Raw genomic sequence first — 23,532 nt, 5'->3', positions numbered from 1 at the left:
CGCTGGTTTTGTTTTTCGCTAAAATCTGTTGCCGTTAAACCTCCGTACTCACCGCTAACGATATGTCTTTTACGTAGATTCCGCCCATATTGCCATCCCAACCCTCACGACTCCGCATCACCACGACAAAAACGCAGATGGCGGCATGTTCTTTTGAGAGCGGCTCGTAACCTTCTGCGATGCTGTCTTCATCACGGAAGATTCCATACACGTCATTCCATGCGAGCCATTCGATGAGTTTCTCCCGAGGCATAGCGTTTACCTTTTTCAGAAGGGCATCTTCCGATAGTTCCATCAATTGGTACCGCCAATCATTGGTTCGCTGTTCCTCAGGAACGATAGGATAGGGGCTATGGGCGTAGAGGTGTCTTTTCATGAACGATGTTTTAAGTTAAAAGATGCGTTTAGAATTTAAATATACTAAAAATATTAGTTAAAAGCAAGGTTCGCTTTTAAAGAAAAATTCTAAATCTTTATTATCTTTAAACAGCGATGAACGAACTTGAACCGTATATCAGCGCCTTCACTCATTTGAAACGTGGGGTAACCAAATATGGTCTGGCACCGCACAAGCCGATATTGTTGCTCACATTGATAGAGCTGATTGACAAGGAACTTGCGCCAGATAATCGTTTTGAAGTCAATGTGGATTTGGTAGGGTTGTTTCAGGAGAACTGGAGGTGGTTGGTAAATACAGCACACCAGCCCGATTTCACCCAACCGTTTTATTACCTGCAATCGGATAAAGCAAAGGGGCAACCGTTCTGGAAATTACATCCCTATTCCGGTTTTCAGATCAATGCGCACATTAAAAGTGTACAAACACTTTCCGGTACTGTAGCGTATGCTGCTTTTGCTCCGGAATTGTATCAATTGTTGATGATTGAAAACAATAGGATTCTGACCAAAGATGCTATCCTGTTTATGTATTTTCCAGAACAACGTGCCGCCTATTATCAGCATAAACAGCTAGCGGACGGTTTTTATCATGATTTGCAGGCGCTTGTGCTAAATGATCCAGAAGTTCGCTATAAACATGTTTCCATACAAACGGAGGAAGATATTTTTATTCGTTCTGGTTTGTTCAAACGATATATTCCGCAGTTGTATCAAGATACCTGCGCCATGACCGGGATGCGCATGCAGTCAACTTTTAAATACAATTTTATCGATGCTTGTCATATATCGTTCCTTTTGCTGTGACACATGATGATAAGGTACGAACGGTATTGCTTTGTGTCCAAATCTGCACCGTGCGTTCGATAGGGGATTGGTGAGTGTGGATAGCGAATATCGGATTTTGGTTTCTTCGCATGTTGAGGAAGATACTGCGCATCCTTATAGCTTGCGGAAGCTTGAAGGAAAACCGATTGTATTACCAGAACAAATTCGATATCAGCCTTCGCAGGAGAATCTGGAATGGCATAGGAGGGAAGTGTTTAAAGGGTAACAAGAATAAATCGTATCGTAGTAACGACATTCTCGAGCAATTTTTGCTCGAGAATGTGTATTGTGTAGATTTTAGCGCTATTATTAGATATAATTGCTTTTTGAGTTTACTTAATTTCGGTTAATGTTTCTATTTTGAAGAGAGCATTTTCTTCTTTGACACAACTATTTACCAAAGCGTTAACCACATTCCACATTAAAACCGGTGGAACAGCATTGCCGATTGCTCGGTATTGTCTGTTATCGGAAACACTGTCTAATTTAAATGTTATTGGAAAGGACTGAATACAGGCAGCTTCCCTTGGTGTAAATCGTCTATACCTGCCATTTACCATTAAAACGGGATCAGTTCCGTTTAGACTTACTTTTGCCAAATGGGAACTAATGGTATTACAGGGTTGATTTAGATCTTGAACTCTACCTTTGTTCATTTTTTCTCGAACGCGTAACATCCCTTCAACGGCTCTTTGACTAAAGAACCATTTTTCATCTTTATCTGCATTTTTGTCTATAACCTGCTTTAGGGCAATCATAGAGCCATTTAGTGTCTTGGGTTGCGGAAATCTGAAGTTAAAATAATCGTCAAAATCCCTAAACCCGACAATGAATACACGTTCCCGTTTTTGTGGTACACCAAATTGAGCTGCGTTCAAAAGCTTGAAATGAATGTGATAACCCACTTTTTCAAATTCTTTTACAATCATAGGAAAAGCCTGCCCTTTATTTGCTGATAGCAGTCCTTTGACATTTTCCCCAATAAAGAAGCGAGGTTGTTTCTCTTTCAAAACTTTTACCATTTCAAAAAATAGCTTTCCTCTGTCATCCTTATAGCCTAGTCGAGGCGGATTTTGAGCACTGATTGAAAATGATTGACAAGGAAAACCTCCCAATAAAATATCGTGGTCGGGCACTTCACTTGGGACAATATCCCGAACATCTTTCGATTCGCATTTGTGAGCGAAGTTATCGTTGTAAATTTTTGTTGCGTAGACGTCATTATCAACTGCATATACAACTTCAAAAGGTAATTCTGCGTAATGCTTGTTTAGAAAGTTGAACCCTCCTTGAATACCTAAATCCATTCCTCCGCAACCGCAGAAAAGCGATGCGACCCTTAATTTGTTGTCTCCAAAAGTCTGTGCCATTGTCCTGATGTGTTAGAAAATTCAACAACTAAATTTTTATCAATTTTTAAATTACCCAATTCAAATTGTTTGATTGGATTTTGGATAACGAAGATGTTTTTGCTTTTATCATTTATCACTAAATAATATACGAAATATCTATCACCTAATGTTTCGGCTGTGTCCCATTCGTTTGGTGTAATTTTGAAACGGTTGTTGTTAATAGCTTTTCTTGATTTGGTCGTTTTCACTTCTATGTATCTTTTCTTTTTCTCGATTTCGATGCTTTGTAAGTCGTAACCAACACCAAGCGGAGTTGGGATTTTATTTATTAAATGCTGCCTGTTTGATCCGTCTTTTGTTCTCAGATATTCGTGTGCTAAGACTAAAGTTTCTCCATAATCACCAAATATTTTAGTAGGTACTTTTCTATCATCTTTCATTCTTGAGTAATACTCTTGAATAAGTGCAGATATATTTACGGCTACTTCTTCTTCTAAATGCGGAGCAAATGCTTCAATATTGTCAAAATTATTTATATAATCAAACCAAATTTCTTCTAATTGAGCGATTTCAGAAATTGAAACTACTTCAGTATCATAAAACTGTTCATATCTAGGAAACCATACATTGTGTCGCAGGTGATAACTGATGGCTTCTCTATTTTCGACATTTAGGTAATAGTAGTAGCCTGTTCCCTTATGTTGTAAGAGATTAGCTAAAACCATATAATCCAGAATATCGCCTGCGTATCTGTACACATCACCTTTTGAAGGGAAAGATTGTTTGTTCTCATTCCAAAGCTGTTGATATTTATGTTCGTAACATACACTGTTGGCTCTGTTATGTAAAATCAATTCGGCAACTTCTTTTGGATGTCTACCATCTCTAGTAACTCTAAGATCGAAGTAAGCACATTGTGTCAGTTCTTCTGCTGTTACGCTAAAAGGTTTACCTGTAATTTTTTCTCCTTCAGCAAGTAACTGCAAAATGAATTTACAAGGCTTAAATCTTATACCTGATTCAATTTGTTTGATTACATTTTTAGGTTTGATATGACCACCTGGATATTGAAATGAGAATAAAAAGTAATTGAAAAATTCGTCTAAATACTGATTATTAGCCAATCGTTTTGCTGTAACACTCGGATAGAGATGTTTTTCCGTTTCTTGTATGAAACCAAACAACGCAGAAATTTCAGTTCGCCAATTATCGATCGTTTTTTGAGTGGACGTGGCATTTTTCTTGAAGCCAAATAACACTTTATTTAGTTCACTATTAAAATCTTTTTCAGGTAAAACGGCCATTTCAGAAATAGAAGTCGCCACATACAGTAAAACTTCCTCTACATCGTTTTTGAAACGAGGTCTTACGTGGTGCAACCGAAAAAAGTATTCGTCGGGTATTCTGTATGCTTTTACTTCGCTCATAAATATTTCTTAATTTCTTTTGCTAAAACATTTGCTAAGATAGGCGGAACGGCGTTACCAACTTGTTTATACTGGCTTGTTTTACTTCCTAAAAAGATAAATGTATCAGGGAATGACTGTATTCTCGCACTTTCCCTAACAGTTGGTACGCGATTGTATTTGTAATGAAAATGATGTCTATGCCCCGTGTCGATTGTAAAGCTTGGTTTTTTACTGTTCAATCTTGTCCAAGCAATATTTACATTTCTTGTTTTTCGTAATTCATCGGGTAAATCTTTATAATTACCACCATCTGGAACCAATGAAATGATGCTTGTCGTTTGTTCGCTATGGTTAGTGATTTCGTGGTTATATATACCATTCGAATTTCCCCTGATTAGTTTTTGATATTCAGATTTTGGTCCAGTTTTGTAGTTTATTCCATCAACCAAAGATTTTTCAGGTAAATCTGAAATTGCATCTTTCGTATTCACTTGATTTTCATTCGTTGGCTTAGGAAAAATAAACTCTTTATTTTTTTTTGTACCAACAAAAAATGCTCGCCTTCTGTTTTGTGGAACTCCGTATTCTGAAGCCAATAAAACTTTATAGACCACAGTATAACCAAGTTGTTCAAAGTCTTCAATGATGTTGTCTCTTACAACACCTTTGCCCATCGAAACAATGTTTGGCACATTTTCCATCAAGAAAACCTTAGGCTGATAGTAATCTACAAAATTTACAAACGATTTGTAAAGCTGATTGCGTTCATCATCAATTATCCTCTTTCCTGCAATGGAGAATCCTTGACACGGAGGGCCACCAATGATTACGTCTACGTTTTTAATTCCTGTCTGTTTTGAAATTTCTTCCGGGGATTCCTTAAACAAATCGGCTACAATTCCTTTTGCGTTTCTATGGGTATTTTTAAAAGTAACTATCGCATCTTTCCAGTGATCAATTCCCAAAAGTACATCATATCCTGCCTCGATGAATCCATAGGAAAGTCCACCACAACCGCAAAACAAGTCTATTACTGTTGGTTTATTTTTCATCTTCAAATTTTATTTTTCCTTGTTTTACGTTTACTTTCTTTAAATAATTAACCTTTTCTTCTGCTACTACCAGCGTTTCGGGAGAGCAATTATACTGATACATTTTCTTTGCAAATTGGTCCGCAAAATATTCGGTTTTTAATTTTTCTATATCGAGATTAAAAGTGCTTGCCAATTTTTCTAAGCGTTTTTCGTCAAACTCCCTCTTCCCGTTTTCAATTTTACTGAGGTTTGCAGAGTCAAGACCAAGCTGGAATGCAAGTTGAGTTAAGGTAAATCCCTTACATACTCTTAACTGTTTAATATATTCGCCAAATGTTGCTTTCATATGCTTGCAAATTTTAACTTGTCAATAATTGACAAATTAAGCTAATTATTTTAGTTTTTCCAAATCTATTTCCCAAATATTAAAGGTGGAAATTTGTTAAGGCAGTCTTTTATATTCCGCTTCAAAATTAGAATTAAAATCCTATATTTACCGTTACACAACAACCCATTAATAATTTAAAAATACACATTATTGAATAAGTTGACGCTACAACCCGATAGTCTGATCGCAGGCCAAGAATACTATTTTGAAAAAGGCCGTGAGGCCTTAAAAAGATGGATGGAACTTGTCCTCTCAACTGAAGATATTACATCTTTGGGTGAGCTGGTTAAAGATTATCAAGCGTTTGTTAGAGCTACCCTCAACGGCGCGCTTGAAGAGGCGAGAGAGGCAATCTTTGAGGTGATTTCTTACTGTGATACACATGCCCGGGATAAAAACAAATACAATAAATATAACGATAATCGCGTGTTGGCAAAGGCGGCTATCATGATGGGACCTTGGGTTAAACATGTTTTCAACTACAAGTATCATATACCTAATACAAATATAGGCGTGAGGTATGCCTTACAAATGCTATCGAAACCGCTGGAAAACATCAATATACTGAGCGTTGACCATCGAAAATTTATAGCAGATTACTATCTAGGAGAGCAATACAATGAATCCACATTTATCTCCGGATTGATATCACTGGTTGACAGCGAAACGAGGCGTCAAATACCCAATGAGGATAATCTCACAGTGTCAATTGCTAAACAGATATATAAGGAGAAGGAAAACTGGTTTCCAAAAATCAATAATTTCGCAGCGCTCAAACCGATCTTGGAGAAGCATATTTTCGACAATCAATTGGAGATAGCTATAGGTCACAACAATCCGAAAGAATTTTATTGGTTGGTAGATAGTACAGGCTTGTTCGATTCCTTGGACGCTCACTACGAGATTCACAAAGATAAAGATGGCAAAATATCGGTAGATCTTCATTTCGAAGGCGCGTCAAAAGGCAATAAGGAGTTATCGAGCCTTTTTGGTGAACTTCCAGATTACTTAGAACGTAAACCTTGGCAGGGAGTACAAGCCATCAGCCATACTCGGAAATTTGATCTGAATACCCCTGATCTTATTGAAGGATTGTTGGAATGCTACAATGAACTCTACGATAGCACTACCGATACATTACTGAAAAAATTAAAAGAACGGTTTCCTCATAAAGTATTAACTATGTACTTGACACCTACGGAACAAAAAGCGTCAACATTGCTTGCCTACAAGCGTCAGATCATCCTTCAAGGCCCTCCAGGTACAGGCAAAACCCGTGCTGCCGAGCGCATAGCAAAGACCCTTTTAAAGATCGATGGTGATAAAGTTTATCAAAAGCCGAAAAAAATTGATGAAGCAGATTTAAAGCGATTTATAACTGTTGGTTTGAAATTACGAAGTGTTTCCGATTACTCCGACTACGAGGTTATGGAGATCACCGATAGCAGCTTTAAAGTCAAAACGCTGAAAACAGAGAAAGTCTATCCCGCATCTTTCGCGAGGATAATATCATATTACGAAGATGAAAAATGGTCTAAGGTAGGTACAATCAAGTGGGGCAATGACTCCTATGAAGCTGCCCTTGCCAAATATGTACAGGAACAACTCGAACTGGAAGAACAGGTCGAAACTCTTAAAAACACCGAGAGATTACGCATTTTACAATTCCACCCCAGTTATACCTATGAAGACTTTGTTCGCGGTATTTCCACGGACACTAATGGAGCTAGTATTATCTACAAAGCCACGAACAGAATCTTGGTCGATATGGCAGACAAAGCGACCTTAGATCCCACGCGTAATTATATCCTTATTCTAGACGAGATCAATCGGGCCAATCTGTCTTCGGTATTAGGTGAACTCATCTATGCCCTTGAATACCGGGGGCGCGAAGTGGAATCCATGTATGCTGTCAACAACTCCAATAAGATATCCTTGCCGGAAAACCTTTACATCATTGGTACTATGAACACCGCAGATCGCAGCGTCGGCCATATAGACTATGCAATCAGGAGACGCTTTGCGTTCGTCGACCTGTTGCCCGAAAAATTGATCGATAACGATGAGATCTGGTTCAATACAAACGGATATGAAAAAGTGGAGAGACTATTTAACCGGAACAATGTCAGCAACGAATTTGATGTCAATGACGTGCAATTGGGGCATAGTTATTTTATCGTTAAGAAAAAAGATACCCTCGATGCACACACGCGTGATGAATTGTTCAAATTAAAAATGAACTATGAGATTAAACCCATACTTCACGAATATGTTAAGGATGGCGTTCTCATTGGCAAGATCGATGAGGTAGAGGTTTCAGCCTATATAGACAACTTGTAGCCATGGGGTTTGTATTGCGTGAGCATATCAGAGGCGAGATCCTCCGGAATGATGAGATAACCGAAAGCCATTTCGATACCAATTCGGGGAAGCTTTCGTTGGCCGCTGACGTTTTTTTGCAATACCGTAATCTAAGGAGCAAACTCTTTCGACCAAGACAAAATTGTTATGAAGTTTCGCACTTTAAGGAAGAAAACAGAATCGTCATACAGCCCGGTTATTTTATCGGCGTGGATTGGTTGCTCAGAGGCGAACGGTATATACAGGTAGAACCGAAGGTCAATTCGAAAACAACGAAATTCTTTAACGACCAAACTAATGTGGCCGAAGAAGATGTTGAGTCTGCTGAGCGTAATGAGGAGCAAGCGGAGCAGGAGTTGACCGACATCAAAGGCGAGTTCAAAGAAATAAACTTTCTCAAGATGATTCTCGAGGTGATGGCCGACGCCACTGTTTCAAAAGAATGCGGCGACCTCGTCAAGATAGAGTGGGACGAGATATGTGTTCCCATTTCCCAAGAGCAGGACCAACTTACACCTTTTCTGGTGGTGCAGTACTTACAACTTCTACAGCGCATCGTACGAAAGGGACTTAAAAAGTCCTATTACAATGTGCAGGAAAATCTTAGCAATCGTGTCAAAGGCAAAATCTTGGTCTCTGAGCAGATAAAAAATAATATCCTGCGTAACCGACTTACACAAACCCATTGTTCGTATCAACAGTTTGGAGAAGACAGTATCGAAAATCGATTTCTCAAAAAAGTGTTGAGCTTTGTCGCTAGCTACGTGGAGAATAATAAGGACATCTTCAGGAGCAACGAAGGTGCAATCTTACACCTTGTAAACTATGCTCGTCCGTCTTTTGAGCATGTCGGTAATCAAATTGCCGAAGAACAGCTCCGCCATTTAAAGCATAATCCGTTCTTCAAGGAATATAAGGAGGCGATCCAGATCGGTCAGTATATCCTAAAGCGGTTTGCCTTCAATATTACCCAAACGACGGAGAAAAAGGTAAAAACGCCTCCTTTTTGGATCGATATGCCACTGCTCTTCGAGCTGTACGTTTATCAGAAACTACTGCAAGCAAATGGGAATGACACCGGAAAGATCCGGTATCAATTTTCCACTTATGGCAACGCTTTGGATATCTTAGTTAAAAACGGAAATTATTCGATGATCATTGATGCCAAATATAAATTGCATTATAAACACAGCCATATACATCAAGACATCCGACAGGTAGCTGGTTATGCGCGTTTAAATAGAGTGCGCGAAGAGCTTGAAATTAAAGATGACCGGCATATTGATTGTCTGATCGTATATCCCGATTTGGAGAGTGGTATTGATTTGGAGGATTTGAACGAGCTAAAGAAAAAATTTTCGCTCGATGCTATCAAGCGAGCTTTTAGCGCAACAAAGAATCAGGTGCCGGTTTATCACAAAGTGTATAAGATAGGCGTGAGGCTACCCATATTGTAAAATAATAAATAAACTACTGTAGTTATCATGTGTCAATATTTATCAGATCTATCTATTGCTATCATAGGCGCAATAGTAGGAATAGGCGGGGCGTTTTATATATTTCAAGAGACTATTCAAACTAACCGAAAAATAGATCGAGAAAAGCAAGAGGAGTACCAGCGAAACCGCATGCGTTTTATTGTCAATCTTTTGCGCGAGGTTTTGGAAAAGTCAAAAGAACAGATATCCCACTTTGAAACACAAGGCAACAGTATTAAAGATAACCCTTTCAAAATCCACTATCCTCAGTTACTCGCAAGCAACCAAATGGATAGATTGAATGGTATTGATAGCCAAAGTGTATTCGAAGGCTACGTTTTATTGTTTGGAGATTCTGAAGAAACGGTTAAAAGTTATAACAAGATGTTTTATCAAATTGATTTTCTAGATAAGCGAATGCATCAGTTAATGCAATCGAATGAAAAGAATATAATGTCTATCGCACAAGATCAAGAACAGATGAGGCTTTCAGTTGATGATCTATACTCTAGGTTTCCCGAATTTTATGACTTTTTAGGAAAGGAAAAGTATTACCAGATGATGGAGAGCTTTAACAAGTATATCGGCACTGGTGAAGTTGATATACGGTCTTTACACAACGAATTTCTGATTCCGTTATTTAAAGAAGTACAGCAGATGCAAGAGTCCGATCAAAATAGGATAGCCATGCAGGGGCAGCTAATCATACTTATCAGAAATTGTACATCGAGAATTGAGCATCTTAAGGTTAACAATATTAACTATGCGGAAGAAGAGGCGATGAAAATCGGTGGTGAAGTAAAAAATGTCTTTGCCAGTTTGGAAAATATCACAACTCGACTAGAAAAAAGGATGGACTCATAGGGTTGCTAACTATTCATTATCAACCATAACCAATTAATTTTGCTATACCAAATAATATGTTATATTTTAGCATCAAAAAAAGTATAACTATTTTATAGGGAGAAAAGTGAATTTCATCGATCTATTTGCAGGAGCAGGGGGATTATCCGAAGGATTTATCCGTGCGGGGTATGAACCTATTGCGCATGTCGAAGCCGATAAAGCCGCTTGTCTCACTTTAAAGACTCGGGTAGCGTATCATTATCTGCGAGAAACAAATGATCTAGAAAAATATCATGAATATTTGAAAGGAGAAATCGATAGAGAAACCCTATATGCTTATATTCCAGATCACTTGATGTCTTCTGTTATCAATAAGACTATCTCCAGTGAAAATAATAAAGAAATATTTGATTCTATTGATTATCTAAAAGAAGATCGCGAGGTCGATATGATTGTAGGTGGACCTCCATGTCAAGCTTATTCCACCACAGGCCGCGGAGCACTTAAACATAAAAAAAAGGATGAAAGAAAGAACCTGTTTATTGAATATGGTAAATTCTTGAATTATTATAAGCCCAAGCTTTTTGTTTTTGAAAATGTACCGGGATTAAAATCTTCTGACGGAGGAATATATTACGCTGCGATAAAAAAGTATTTTAAGAAATTAGGATACTTTATTGATGAACGTCTTTTGGATGCTCGGGACTTTGGGGTGGTTCAACAACGTAGAAGACTAATTATAATTGGATGGCGAAAAGACGTTACATTTGCTTATCCCGAGTTTGATCCGGTGAATAAGCAGCACTTTAGAGACGATATTTTTAGTGATCTTCCTCCGTTAAAACCAGGCGAGGGGCATCGATGGACAAAATATTCCGGCGAATCGACCGATTTTTTGCATCAAAGTTCTATTCGGAATGGAATCGATTTTACCACACTGCATGTTGCACGTCCGCATAACGAGAAAGATCTGGAGATTTATAAATTGGCTATTCAGCGCCTAGAAAATGGATCTAGAATAAAAAACTGCGATATTCCTGAGTCAATGCGTACGCAAAAAAATGTCGAAGACTTTTTGGACAGATTCAAAGTGGTTGATAGATTACCTCATACCATGATTGCGCATATAGCAAAGGACGGTCATCATTTTATCCACCCTTCGCCAGATCAGCTAAGATCAATCTCAGTTAGAGAAGCGGCAAGGATACAGTCTTTCCCAGACGATTTCTATTTCGAAGGGGTTAAAGAAAATCAGAATCGGACCGCGGCGTTCAAACAAATCGGTAATGCGGTTCCGCCACTGATGGCGCAGTCAATTGCTCAAAGGATATTTACGATAATTGGTAATTAATTAACCCTAACCTAGAGGTTAGTTATCCCGATTCTTGATATGTGACTAGCATATTTGTTACCTAACATATCCATTATTTCCTTTTTGAAGATAAATAGTGGATTCCCAAATCTCTTATCGGTTTCAAAAGTTCCAAATACATAATTGAGATTTAGCCATATATTATGATTTGTCTCATGATGACGAAAGCAGCACATACCCAGGTGATAACTGCTTTCGCTTTTACGGGTTTTATTAAGAAATGTATCTAAGTCAAAATAATCTGTTGTAACACCTAAAATGTACTTGTTAATTCTATTTTTTTTATTTGAATAATCACAAGCTGCACTAAACTCTAATGCGATCATTTTTGAATTACTTCTTATAGTCTTTCTAGTGGCCTTGTCATCTATTGGGACTAAATCATTAAACCAGACATCATAATTACTAATGCCAAAAGAAGTTATTAATTCTTTGTTGCTTTTATCTATTTCTATTACACAACCTCTAGTATCTTTTGAGTGATTCTCAAAATCTTCTATATGATAAAGAGTGTTAACCTTATGCTGAATATTAATGTCAGGACTAGCTATATCGTTGTACCGATTAGCTTGGTTTAATTGACTTACTATTTCTGTCCAGTTTACATTACTTTCGCTATTAAGAAATTCATAATTTACTATAGGAAGTAAACCTTCGTAAAGAGCTTTTTTAGAATTTTCCTTTGCGTGTTGGAAACCAAGTGTTGAAGCCGCAATTTTGGATAAAACTTTATCTAAGTCTTCAAACAACTGTTCACTTTTTCCCCATTCATCATTTTTTGGGAGAATATCATAAATTCTGTCTAACGTACTTTCCCCTGCATTTTTGGCATTTTCTTCCAAATCGAATAAAAATTTGATTTTTTCATTACTATTCAGTAATGCTAATACTCTGTCTGACAAATTCTCCTGTTCGTCATTCCCATCAACAAATGCTGTTTTATCTATACAATCTATAAGTATAGGGGATGCTGTTTCTCCAAATCCTCTTGCGGGATCTCTCATGTATAATTTAAACGCTTCTACAATCCGGCTGTTTGCTGTCCAAAAAATCAACACATACGGGCCGTTATTTTTAGATATATATTGGTTGATAGCATTAGCCAAATCATTAAAAACAGGCGTATTATTTGCAAGAATCTGGGCGTCACTTTCGTAATTTGCATCTACTGTTTTTTCTGTGAGGTTAATGTCAAAAAAAGCTATTCTAACTTTCTCTAATGGCTCATCATAACTTATGTCGTATTTAAAAGTCCTACACCCCAAACCGTTTTCAAAGAATGATTTTCCCAATATTTCCAATTGCTCAGAAACATTGTCAACTATTATAATTTTGTTTTGTTTTTCCAACATACTTTAAATTATTTAGGGAATACTAATGCGATGCAGGCTCCGTTATATACCTTAGGAATTTCTAAATCTGAATTATCTGGAAAAAGTAGTTTCCCCCCAATCATATTCATAACTAGGTCAGCAAAATATAATCCAAGCCCCATTCCTCCTTCTTTTTTCGTTTTAAACGGTTGAGTGAGATACTCTGGCTCAGATGAAAATCCTGGACCATTATCTGCAATAATTATTGAGGGACCTTCGAACGTGAATAAATCTGTTCCTATATAAATTGCGGGTTTGTATTGCTCTCCTACATTTTTAACGAAGTCAGATTGTGTTCTTGTCCAGTATATTGCATTGTCTATTATATTTGAAATTGCAGAAATCAGGAGATTTGTAGGAACCTTAAAGCTAAAATCTTCGTTTTCCTCCGTTAAAACTGGGGATGAAAAAACTATCTTGTGAAAATTAAATCGATTACTATTTCTTTTTTTAGCTATTTCTACGACTTTTTTAGCAGACGACAGTGAACTTTTATTTTGCCTTAATATAGGAGATAGGCTTTCAAGTATTTGAATCAGATTTCTGACTTTATCTTTGACTTCTTCAATATCAACATTATTGGAATTTAGATCCGCATTAATAAATCTAATTTCTCTATCTACTTCGTGAAAAGCTACTCCTAAATTTAAACCCGTCATACCCGAATTGACCATAATATCACGCATTTCAGTATAATCTTTGTCCACACGGATAAGTAGTGGAGCTAATTCTTTTTCAAGGTTTTTATCTTTAATCTTGCTTTCCAGTTCCTTTATAGTTTCTCCGAAACCAATTTTTTTAACAGGTCGTGTTTGTTCTAAAAATGCTTCAACTGAGTCTTTGTCATTTCCAGCTTCTCTTTCAAAGAAATTAAAAACTTCCTTTACTAATAACTGAAATCTGTTAAATGGAATATTATCAATAAAACCTTCGCGGTTTGTTTTTTCAATCAAACCATCATTACTCAATTTTAAATTAAGTTCTATTGCTCCGATAGTGACCTTTTTTCCAAAATGGTCCCCTGCTCTTTGGATTTTGTCCAGGTCAAGACCTAACCAATCATCGTATGGTTCGCCATAGTTGTAAACTCTTATGTTATCTCGGAAGATTTTAACGCCTGAATTGTCCTTAATAAATTGTTTGACAGCATTGATCTGTCCTCCAAAATCCATTTTTAAAAGAATAGAATTTTGGTTGAATACATAGAACTTCCCCTTAATAATGCCGATGTCAATCAAATCTTTATTTCTTAAGTATCTATTATATTCTTCTTCACCATCAAGATCTTTGTATAATTCGCCGATGTGGAGATTTACGCTATCGGTATTTCGAGCCGTTCTCTTCGAAATCCCCGTCTGAGATGGAGGGTTAAATGAATATCTCCACAGAAACTTTGCAAAAGTTTCCTTAGCGTTATCACTGACTTTAATTTTAAATCCAAATTGATACAAACTATCTTTAAGTATGTCATTACTTTTAGTAACTTCACTTATCCACTCCTGATGAAAATCGTTTGCTTTGATTTTAATGTTAAAATTTGGATTGGGGGAAAACGGGTTTTTTATATTATCAATTTTCCGCACTAAATCTTTTAACGCTTTTTTAGTCCATTTTTTAGTAGTTAGTTTGTCTAAAATAATGCGGGTCCCCTTTCCTTTTTTAAACAATTGATCAGCTATAGTTTCTAAAGCTACTTCCAAATCCTGAATATATTCTTTGGAAGCAATTAGTTCAGCCCAATCAATGGTTAGTCGACTTGAAAACATTTCTCCCTCAGCCTGTGTTTCCAAAGTAATTTTCTTAGCTAGTTTATGTACGGCTAATCTTCCTACGCCCTTATTTCCGAAGGAAACCCTATTAAATTTTTTACTTTCTTTCCTGTTTTTTCCTCTTTTAAAATCAGTGCCGATGGTTAGCCAAACATCCTGTATAATCTTATTAGTCATTCCATGCCCGTCATCCTCAATAATTATTTGTTGATTTGACTGGTTAAGATTTATAAATTCTACAATAACTTCTTCTGCATCTGCGTCATATGCATTTTTAACTAGTTCAAAAATGGCTAGACTATCACTTCCAATTAATTCGTCTCCTAAGAGGCTTAAAATGTGACTCTTAGCTTTTATGTTGTGAGTGGAAGTTTGAGTGCTCATTTGCTTCAGTCTATATTTTTATAATAATCCGTTGGGAATATAAGTTTTTTTTAAATTTTATACTGGCATTAAAATAAGAAAATTTAATGTATATTCCTTTCATGTTCACCTATAAGAAACTTTAAAATCTCAATATAAACAACGCAAATCCAACTGAATAGCTGTTTGTTTATTTTCGAAAAAAAATAATCCGGATCAACTATCTCATGTGATTCCAGGTTTTTATCTCCCCGATTAAATAAATGGAAAAATCTATTTCTTAATGATATTATGAAAGAACTAACTTGGCCAAAACAAATGCTTATCTTAGAGTTTTCAATAGTATCTCCGTGAAAAATATTTTGATCTTTTATTACATTCCTAATGGCTGTGTATATTTTCTCGCTTTTTTCTAAAGTTTCATCAAATTCAATATCAACTGACGTATTCATTAGTTCACTTTCTTTAAAAATTACTTGGATAGCGCTTTTTAGGAACCCTAACTCCCCTTTAGAGTTACCATTATTCGAATCAAACATTTCTTTTAATATTCCGTATGTATGCTTGAAGTCATATGTTTTAGAAGCGTAAATCAATGGAAATGAAAATGAAACTACTTCTAATATTCTATAAAGAAACACGAAGGAAGTTGTGTGGCTACCTTTTGTTTCATATGTCAAAAAATTACAAAACTCGTTTTCTAGTCGGTTGAAAAAATCTTTGTTTTTTAAGTTATATCTTCTGTCAAAAAAAAATAATTTTAAATCTGAGGTTTCCAGAGATTCATTTAAAATTTTCGCTACATTTTCTTCAAACGATTTTTCCTCTGAAAATTCATACCATTTCGCGAGAAAATTTTCGAAAATTGATGTTGAGCTTTCCGTGCCGATGTTTGTTATAATGACATTACCAATTATAACTCTCAGTATATTGTAACTAGAAGGTGTAGATTCTGTAAGTTTAAATTCTTCTCCAATCAAAAATGTCTCGGAATCACCTTGCTCCGTTAGTTCAAACAATTTGTTCATTTATTAAAGTGTTAATTCGGCAAATGTTTCCACAAGTTCGTCAGCACTTTTATTTTTGATAATATTATATTCCTCAATGAAGTATTTTGATAGCTCTCTTCTGTATTTTCCTAAGTTAACCTTAGAGGGGTTAATTGCTTTAAAAGCCTCTTCAAATTTTCTAATTTCTTCGACTATTGATTCAGGAGATTCTAATTTTATCGTTTCATAGCTAACTTTTATACCTACACAGAAGCCAATAAGATTATTGGAGACTTTGAGCCAAGTTTTAATTTCCTCATTTACAGAGGCTATCTTGTCGATTAATTCTATAATGTCCTTAAATTCAATTTTTAAATCGGTTATTTGTGAGTCTAAAATTCTCCCAATGAGAATTTGATCCATTTTCTCACCGATTATCTTCGTGTTTTCATTGTGGACGTTATTTGTTAAATATGCTAAGTATCCTTTAGAGATATCTCCTAAATTAAAAGCTCCTCTAATTGTTTGTTCACTTCTATCTTTTTCACTTTGAATGTCAATTTTCAGATGTGAGAAATCAAAAATTTCCTGAGTTAGAATTTCAATTTGATGACGTGGAGTCATCGGTTTTTGTCCGTTGTTTAGGGTTATCATACGGTACAAGAGCATATCTTTTGTTGGCGATATAATGATGTTCAACAAGAGCTTTCTAGTTTCTTCGAATCCATTTTGAGATGAAGCCCTTTGTAGAGTATTCATTCTTTGTATACCATCTAATATATAGGCGCTATTAATGTTCTCATTAATATATTTTTGCCAATTCCCAATGCCTTCTATATTTTCTGAAACAAAAGCGATAGTTATTGGTGGCATCATGCATCCAGCAATAATATCGCGCTCTAGTCGACTATAAAACTTTGTGTCTTGAAGTTTTCTTTGCGCATCAAAACGATTTATTAGAGGATAAAGTTTTTCCAGGGCTTCTTTATAGTCTATATCCGCAAGGAAGACTTTACTTCGGATAACTTTATCTTCGTATTCACTATATATTTCCATCTGTTTACTTTTTTAATTAAGTATCTCTTATTGTCGGTCGAAAAACATCATTTACTAATCGAATTTCGAATCTTGCCCTGTTTGTATTTCACTAGGTTTTTAAACATAATTTTTTATCAATTGGTTATATATTTAATTGGCGAAGTCTCCGAAACATCATCGTACTTTCTGTTCGTCAATCACTCCTTTAATTTCTTCAAGGCCGCCTCATATTGTCTCGGTGTATTCAATTTGATTTTTGGAAACCTCTTCTTCACTAATGTCCCGATGGGCACATCTAATGCTAATTCAATTTTTGTTAACTCGTCAATCTTTATTGTTTCATCTTCTTCTTCTATAATATAGTTGAGTCTTTGGGAAGTAAGTCCTGTCGATTTACTTATCTCCTTTTTAGGAAGCCGTTCATAGTAATACTGATTCGTTAAAATTTCACCAAGCGTGGTTAACTCTACGGACTTCTCAATTGGCGTGACCCCGGAAAAGTATTCTTCGCCAAAAATTTCATAAACAAACTTTCCATGGTCTTTCTTGAACAGTAACTTAAGTTTGACAAACTGTTCAACTTTTAGACTGTCATGCTTCTGATTACTCATATTACTAAGTACAGGTGTTGATATACCAGTCCATGCATGAATTTGTCTATTAGAATATCCTGATTCAGCGATAGCTTTCGCTAGATTTTCCTTCCAACTCATCAAATTTTTAAATTTCTATATTTTTATTTTTGATAAAACGTAAATTATTTTTATATTTGTTTTGTATTAAAAGCGAATAAGTTAGGTAGAGATATTTCTCTACTTATTACGATGTTTGCTCGCCCACGTTCCGCCAGAATAAACTCGCGAGTTAAACCTTGAGTTCGCCTATTAACTGGATTTGTCATATCTTTACTATATGTAAGTCCAGTATGGCGTCCTCTTGATAAACTTGGGAGTCTCATATCCTTTGGATATGGGCGGTCTGGCGGCCGAAAAGTGGCCAAGCTAAAAGAGGTTCGTCTACTGGCATTTTTTATTAGCCGATAGTTTCCCTATACATTAGCTTTTAGAGCATCATCGTTTTTATAAACAAAAGAGATTATGAAAACGAGAAATGACACCATCAAACAAAACCGCCCAAACCCGATCCAGGATCAGCATCATCGGTTTTCCCGTAAACAACTTTACCAGAACGTTAAGCGTTCGCCCGAATAACACCACCGACAAACAGATCGCGAGGAGAGAAGGCGTAAGCTTTTTGTTAAAACCCCTAAAGCCCGGTTTGGGGTGAGACCTAATAAGTCTCAACAAAAGCAAAATGCCATCTCAGACTTCGCGTCTGCTACCGACCTCTGTTTATCAAAACAAAATGTTCGCACAGGTCAATTGATCGGTTGTTAAATTCAGCGTCGCACCTAAAGTTATCAACTTTTCTATTTCCTTGCAAATAAAAATCCCGTAAAATAGGATTATTGTTTTAAGATAAAATTCTTGGGGTCGGTTTTTCTCTAAAATGCGACAGCGCAAAGCGTGTTATAGAACCAACGTAGAAGACCGTATCGTTCGCATTTTTTCGATTTAGTTGTAAATCTTGTGTTGCTTGGAGTGTAGGTTTTTCCTGCACGCAAGCGTCACTTTAAAACTCATGAAAAAATGAAAGAATTACACGATAGGGGAAGCTATGCTCTTTTCTCAGAGAGGTTTATACGTCGCTGTCGCTCGAAAATACATGCCAAATCAGCGTGTAAAACTAGAAAACGACTAACAAATCAAGAATTTATGCCATCAGAGTATTATACCACTTTTATACCCTGTATATCATCCACACCAAAGGAAGATCTCATTCCCATCGGCAATGGCGATACACAACAAGAAAAAGGAAGAGACCTACTGCCTACTTCCCGCATAGTATTATGTATATCCCAAACACTAGAGAACAAATCAATGCTTTACATACTGTCATTGATTTGTTTCATGTTGTTTGTGTTACCCAACGCTCAGGCGCAGTCTCCCTCCAACCGGGAGGCTGCCGAAGGGCAACATCGGATTTTGATAGGAGAGGTGCGATCCAATGTAGACAATAAACCCATAGAAGGCGTTTCACTTCGTGTCGGCGAAATACGATCGAACACGAATAAAAACGGGAAGTTTTGGATAGCGCCGACGCAACAACGCGGCACACTGGAATTCACGCATATCGGTTTTAGGAAGCAAACCATTAAATATAATACGCAAACTGCTTACCTAACCATTGTATTAGAGCCACTCGAAAACCAGATAGAGGGAGTCGAGGTGGTAAGCACCGGATATCAGCAGATTCCGAAGGAAAGGGCAACAGGGAGTTTTGAATTTGTGGATTCGGCACTTTTCAACCGAAAGGTATCATCAGACCTTATCAGCAGGTTGGAAGATGTCGTGCCAAGCCTATCCAGTATAAAGTTCTTTGAAAGCAATCGGGGCGAAATACCCAATATCAATATCCGGGGCATGAGTACCATGCGGTCACAGCGTTGGCCGCTGATCGTATTAGATGGAATGCCGTACGAAGGTCATTTTAATAACATCAATCCAAACGACATCGAGAATATTACCATACTGAAAGATGCAGCTTCATCATCCATATGGGGTGCGCAATCGGGTAATGGTGTATTGGTGATCACCACCAAAAGGGGGAAATACGGTGAGCCGTTTCGTTTGTCGGTCAATGTAGCCGGAACGGTAGCCAACAAACCGGATCTCTTTTATCAACGGCAAATGAGTGCTTCCGATTATATTGATGTTGAACTTCTGTTGGCAGATCAGGGGTACTATGATTCGAGAATGTACGACATCTGGACGGAAATTTCGCCGGTGGTGCAGCTCTTAAAGAAAGAAAAAGACGGTCTACTGAGTCAGGAAGAAATGCGTCGCCAGATAGATGAACTGAGGGATAACGACGTGAGACGGGATTACTTGAAGTATATATATCGTCCGTCCTTGCTTCAGCAATACAACATGCAGCTTTCCGGTGGCAGCGAAAAGCTTTCTACGGTTTTTTCCGTAGGCTATGACCATAATAAAGACCACTTGGTTACGAACAGCAACGACAGGATTTCCCTGCGCAATGCAACGACATTTAGACCGATAAAAGATCTGGAAATAGACTTGAGTGTGCAGTACACGGAAACCCGGAAAAAAGAACCTCATCATGCGGTGGGCTACAGTGTAACCGCCGGTTATCCTTATATGCAGCTTGCCGATGCAGACGGGAACCCCTTAGTAGCGGGTTTGATAGGGATGCACCCGGAGTTTAGGGATACAGTCGCCGGAGGTCGTTTGTTGGATTGGCAATACAGGCCCTTGGCAGAACTGGATGCGACATCGCAACAGCTGACACGTCGGGAAACGGTCGTTTCGGTCGGTGCCGGATATATGCTGTTGCCGGGGTTAAAAGCTTCCGTATTATACAACTACCGATCCACCAATGGTGTCAACGATGTTTGGCGCGGGATGGAAAGTGCGCACCTGCGGGCAGAAATAAACTATTATGCCAATTGGAACAATCAACAGGTAAATTGGGGAATGCCGCTTGGTGATTTTCAGCATTTATTTAATCAGCAGGGTACTTCGCACCAAGGGCGGTGGCAGCTTACCTATGATGGTCATTTTGCAGACAAGCACAGGATTAGTGCATTGGCGGGATCGGAAATAAGGAATGTGGCGTATGATGTGCACTCCACGGTTTTCATGGGTGTGGATAGGGAAACACTGGCGTATACACCGGTTGATATGGATCGGGAATTTCCCTATCTGAATGGCATGTTGGGCAGAAGGCGGTTACCTGACTACCGCCAGTATACTGCGACACTGGATAGATATGTCTCGCATTTTGCCAATGCGTCCTACACGTTTTTGGATAGGTATATCCTGAGCGGTAGCTTGCGGAAGGATGCTTCCAATCTTTTTGGTGTCCGAACCAACGACAAAGGACAACCTTTCTGGTCGGTGGGTGGTGCTTGGATAGTTTCGAAGGAAACGTTTGCACCTGATTGGCTGGATCAACTAAAGCTCCGCACCACGTATGGTTATAACGGGAATGTCAATAATTCTGTGGCAGCTTACCCAATTATTGCGATACAGTCACAGGTAAATTCGATCACCGGCGAGCGCTATGCGCGTATACAGTCTCCGCCAAATCCCAATTTAAGATGGGAAAACGTGGGTATGTGGAATCTGGGGCTTGATTTTAGTTTAAAGGGAAATCGACTCAGTGGATCGGTGGAATACTATCATAAGATGCCTAAAGATCTCATAGCTGCTACGCGGATCGATCCATCCACGGGATTCGCCACGTTGAATATCAACAGTGCCAATCTGGAAGGCAAGGGCGTGGATTTGTCACTTCATTCGGTCAACATCAGTAAACCTTCGTTCCAATGGACGAGTGACCTTGTTTTTGCCTATAACCGTACGAAGGTGGCGAAATCTTTCGTAAGCAATACATTGGGGCTCAACTTCGTCGGAGGGGCGCATGGTATGCTGATGACGCCCATTGAAGGGATGGATCTGCATAGTATCTATGCTTTCAAATGGGCGGGGCTTGATCCCGAAACAGGTATGCCGCGGGGATATGTGGATGGTGAGATTTCTGACGATTATGCCGCCATATATAACCGCACGGATGTAACCGATATGGACAACCATGGTTCTGCCTTGCCACGTTACTTCGGTTCGCTGCGAAATGCGTTCCGCTACAAATCATGGGAGCTGTCGTTCAATATTGCTTACCAATTGGGGCATAAATTTATGCGCAGTTCGGTCAATTATACGCGTCTGGTCAGTGATGGGATTGGACATAGCGATTTCGCCGATCGGTGGCAACAACCTGGGGATGAACAATTCACCGACGTGCCTGTATTTGGTTATCCACCCAATTATTATGGGGATGCGTTCTATAATTTTTCTTCTGCGCTTGTCGAACGGGCTGATCAGGTGAAGCTCCGCGATGTGCGTCTGGATTATAGATTGCCCAGTACCAAAATGTTCAAAAATGCGGGCTTGTATGTATATATGTACAACGTCGCGACATTATGGCGAGCAAATAAAATAGGACTCGACCCAGAGTATGGTTCCAGTAGCCCCGATCCGTTGTCGGTATCGGTTGGCTTAAATGTTTCACTTTAAGATCTGTATGATGAAAACAAATATTTTTTTAGCGATAGGGATCGGTCTATCCACGTTGGGCTGTACAGCATACCTGGATGTTAAACCCGACAGGCAAATGATGGTACCCAATTCGTTGGCGCATGCCGAACTATTGCTCAACGATTATAATACGATGAATTTGGCGTTCTCTACGCTGGGCGAGATCGGCACGGATGATTATTACTTGACAGATGCCAATTGGAAATCAATTTCGGTTATCGACGAACGCAACACCCATGTATGGTCGGATGAGCCTATTGTGCTGACAACGCAGTGGATGAACCCGTATAAAGTGGTCTATCAGGCCAACCAGATACTGGAGGTATTGGCGGCTTTGGACGAAAATGAACAGCCGCAATCCCGTTTCAAACAAAGTAAGGGAGCAGCACTTTTCTTTCGGGGATTTGCTTTTCATCAACTGCTGAACGTTTTTGCGTTGGCTTATGATCCGGCGACGGCCACGGAACTGGAGGGGATACCGCTGCGACTGGATACCGATATCGGGCCGTCATCCGGGAGGGCAAGTCTGGAGGATTCCTATGTGCAGGTAATTGCTGATTTTCGGGAAGCAGTACATTTATTGCCCATGGCCAAGATGCAGGACGGTTTGCCTTGGAAAGCATCTGCCCATGCTGCACTGGCCCGTGTCTATTTGGATATGGGGCGGTTTGAAGAGGCCTATAAATACGCAGATTCTTGTCTGACGATCCATGATGGGTTAATGGATTTTAACGAATTGACGCTTTCGGCTTCGCTTCCTATAGCGCGTTTCAACGAAGAGGTACTCTTCGCCGCTATGACACCGACTATTGGTGCAATGGGGCAATCCTTTGCAAAAATCGATAGTACATTGTATAGAAGCTATGACGACCTCGATCTCCGAAAACAGGCGTTCTTTCGGTCGAATACGGGCGCGAACTTAGGTACATATGCCTTTAAGGGAAGCTACAACAATGCGACAACGGGTATTTTTCTTGGACTGACCACGAGCGAAATGTTTCTTGTTAGGGCAGAGGCTGCCTGTAGATTGGGGCATGTAAACGAGGCGCTGGACGATCTGAATACGTTATTGCATAACCGTTGGGAAAGTGGGGAATATGTCGAAGAGACCGAAACGGATGCGGACAGGTTGCTGGAGAAGATATTGCTCGAGCGCCGAAAAGAGTTGGTGTTTCGGGGGCGGCGATGGGCAGATTTGAAACGGTTGAATTTGGATAGCAGATTTGCCAAGACCTTGATCCGTCGGGTTAATGGACAGGAATATACCTTGCCGCCAAACAGCCCCAAGTATGCGGTGCTGATTCCAGAGGTAGTGATCAGTGAGAGTGGTATTAAACAAAACAAACGCTAAGTAAG

17 protein-coding genes and 1 pseudogene are annotated in these 23,532 nt (G+C 38.5%); 8 read left to right on the top strand and 10 right to left on the bottom strand.

Annotated elements, in window-relative coordinates; all coding sequences use genetic code 11:
- Positions 1–34: 34 nt before the first annotated feature.
- The gene (locus EWE74_RS05225) at positions 35–376 is read right to left on the bottom strand and encodes a hypothetical protein (RefSeq protein WP_130140437.1); all 342 of its coding nucleotides are present in this window, start codon (positions 374–376) and stop codon (positions 35–37) included.
- A gap of 116 nt (positions 377–492) precedes the next feature.
- Between EWE74_RS05225 and EWE74_RS05220 the strand changes: the two genes are divergently transcribed.
- Both EWE74_RS05220 and EWE74_RS21525 read left to right on the top strand, forming a co-directional pair.
- The gene (locus EWE74_RS05220) at positions 493–1,203 is read left to right on the top strand and encodes a restriction endonuclease (protein WP_130140436.1); all 711 of its coding nucleotides are present in this window, start codon (positions 493–495) and stop codon (positions 1,201–1,203) included.
- A 22-nt stretch (positions 1,204–1,225) separates the two neighbouring features.
- Positions 1,226–1,450, top strand: a pseudogene (locus EWE74_RS21525) (HNH endonuclease); the annotation flags it as partial.
- Positions 1,451–1,556: 106 nt separating this feature from the next.
- Here the strand turns inward: EWE74_RS21525 and dcm are convergent.
- Genes dcm through EWE74_RS05195 form a run of 4 tightly spaced genes read right to left on the bottom strand, consistent with a single transcriptional unit; the run spans position 1,557 to position 5,365 of the window.
- The gene (gene dcm, locus EWE74_RS05210) at positions 1,557–2,594 is read right to left on the bottom strand and encodes a DNA cytosine methyltransferase (RefSeq protein WP_130140434.1); all 1,038 of its coding nucleotides are present in this window, start codon (positions 2,592–2,594) and stop codon (positions 1,557–1,559) included.
- The gene (locus EWE74_RS05205) at positions 2,564–4,003 is read right to left on the bottom strand and encodes a protein NO VEIN domain-containing protein (protein WP_130140433.1); all 1,440 of its coding nucleotides are present in this window, start codon (positions 4,001–4,003) and stop codon (positions 2,564–2,566) included. The genes dcm and EWE74_RS05205 overlap by 31 nt, the downstream gene beginning before the upstream one ends.
- Positions 4,000–5,037: a DNA cytosine methyltransferase gene (locus EWE74_RS05200; protein WP_130140432.1), complete on the bottom strand. Its 1,038-nt coding sequence runs from the start codon at positions 5,035–5,037 to the stop codon at positions 4,000–4,002. The genes EWE74_RS05205 and EWE74_RS05200 overlap by 4 nt, the downstream gene beginning before the upstream one ends.
- On the bottom strand, positions 5,027–5,365 hold the full coding sequence (locus EWE74_RS05195; RefSeq protein WP_130140431.1) for a helix-turn-helix domain-containing protein: 339 nt from the start codon (positions 5,363–5,365) through the stop codon (positions 5,027–5,029). Before EWE74_RS05195 ends, EWE74_RS05200 begins: the two co-directional genes overlap by 11 nt.
- Before the next feature lie 192 nt (positions 5,366–5,557).
- On the opposite strand from EWE74_RS05195, the gene EWE74_RS21190 reads away from it, so the two are divergent.
- The 4 genes from EWE74_RS21190 (at position 5,558) to EWE74_RS05170 (ending at position 11,443) form a co-directional block, all read left to right on the top strand.
- Entirely contained in the window at positions 5,558–7,747 is a 2,190-nt protein-coding gene (locus EWE74_RS21190) for an AAA family ATPase (protein ID WP_206365141.1), read from the top strand.
- Between the two features lie 2 nt (positions 7,748–7,749).
- Entirely contained in the window at positions 7,750–9,225 is a 1,476-nt protein-coding gene (locus EWE74_RS05180; protein ID WP_130140430.1) for a 5-methylcytosine restriction system specificity protein McrC, read from the top strand.
- A gap of 27 nt (positions 9,226–9,252) precedes the next feature.
- Positions 9,253–10,110: a hypothetical protein gene (locus EWE74_RS05175; protein ID WP_130140429.1), complete on the top strand. Its 858-nt coding sequence runs from the start codon at positions 9,253–9,255 to the stop codon at positions 10,108–10,110.
- A 106-nt stretch (positions 10,111–10,216) separates the two neighbouring features.
- Entirely contained in the window at positions 10,217–11,443 is a 1,227-nt protein-coding gene (locus EWE74_RS05170) for a DNA cytosine methyltransferase (protein WP_130140428.1), read from the top strand.
- A gap of 11 nt (positions 11,444–11,454) precedes the next feature.
- Here the strand turns inward: EWE74_RS05170 and EWE74_RS05165 are convergent, their stop codons facing one another.
- The 5 genes from EWE74_RS05165 to EWE74_RS05145 all read right to left on the bottom strand — a co-directional run bounded on the left by EWE74_RS05165 (position 11,455) and on the right by EWE74_RS05145 (position 17,709).
- Positions 11,455–12,816: a hypothetical protein gene (locus EWE74_RS05165; protein ID WP_130140427.1), complete on the bottom strand. Its 1,362-nt coding sequence runs from the start codon at positions 12,814–12,816 to the stop codon at positions 11,455–11,457.
- Between the two features lie 8 nt (positions 12,817–12,824).
- Entirely contained in the window at positions 12,825–14,990 is a 2,166-nt protein-coding gene (locus EWE74_RS05160; RefSeq protein ID WP_130140426.1) for an ATP-binding protein, read from the bottom strand.
- Between the two features lie 83 nt (positions 14,991–15,073).
- Entirely contained in the window at positions 15,074–15,997 is a 924-nt protein-coding gene (locus EWE74_RS05155; RefSeq protein WP_130140425.1) for a hypothetical protein, read from the bottom strand.
- 3 nt (positions 15,998–16,000) lie between these two features.
- Positions 16,001–17,014 carry a hypothetical protein gene (locus EWE74_RS05150; RefSeq protein WP_206365140.1) on the bottom strand — a complete coding sequence of 338 codons (1,014 nt, stop codon included), beginning with the start codon at positions 17,012–17,014 and terminating at the stop codon, positions 16,001–16,003.
- A gap of 179 nt (positions 17,015–17,193) precedes the next feature.
- A complete protein-coding gene (locus EWE74_RS05145) occupies positions 17,194–17,709 on the bottom strand; it encodes a hypothetical protein (RefSeq protein ID WP_130140424.1) in 516 nt (171 codons plus the stop codon).
- Positions 17,710–18,771: 1,062 nt separating this feature from the next.
- Between EWE74_RS05145 and EWE74_RS05140 the strand changes: the two genes are divergently transcribed.
- Together EWE74_RS05140 and EWE74_RS05135 are read left to right on the top strand one after the other, a co-directional pair.
- On the top strand, positions 18,772–22,155 hold the full coding sequence (locus tag EWE74_RS05140; RefSeq protein ID WP_165384648.1) for a SusC/RagA family TonB-linked outer membrane protein: 3,384 nt from the start codon (positions 18,772–18,774) through the stop codon (positions 22,153–22,155).
- A 7-nt stretch (positions 22,156–22,162) separates the two neighbouring features.
- Positions 22,163–23,527 carry a RagB/SusD family nutrient uptake outer membrane protein gene (locus EWE74_RS05135; protein ID WP_165384647.1) on the top strand — a complete coding sequence of 455 codons (1,365 nt, stop codon included), beginning with the start codon at positions 22,163–22,165 and terminating at the stop codon, positions 23,525–23,527.
- The last annotated feature ends 5 nt before the right edge of the window (positions 23,528–23,532 follow it).

The sequence above is a fragment of the Sphingobacterium corticibacterium genome, assembly GCF_004208525.1.
Classification (GTDB): Bacteria; Bacteroidota; Bacteroidia; order Sphingobacteriales; family Sphingobacteriaceae; genus Sphingobacterium; species Sphingobacterium corticibacterium.
The sequence above is the reverse complement of the archived record's forward strand: the minus strand, read 5'-3'. Positions and strand labels throughout refer to the sequence as shown.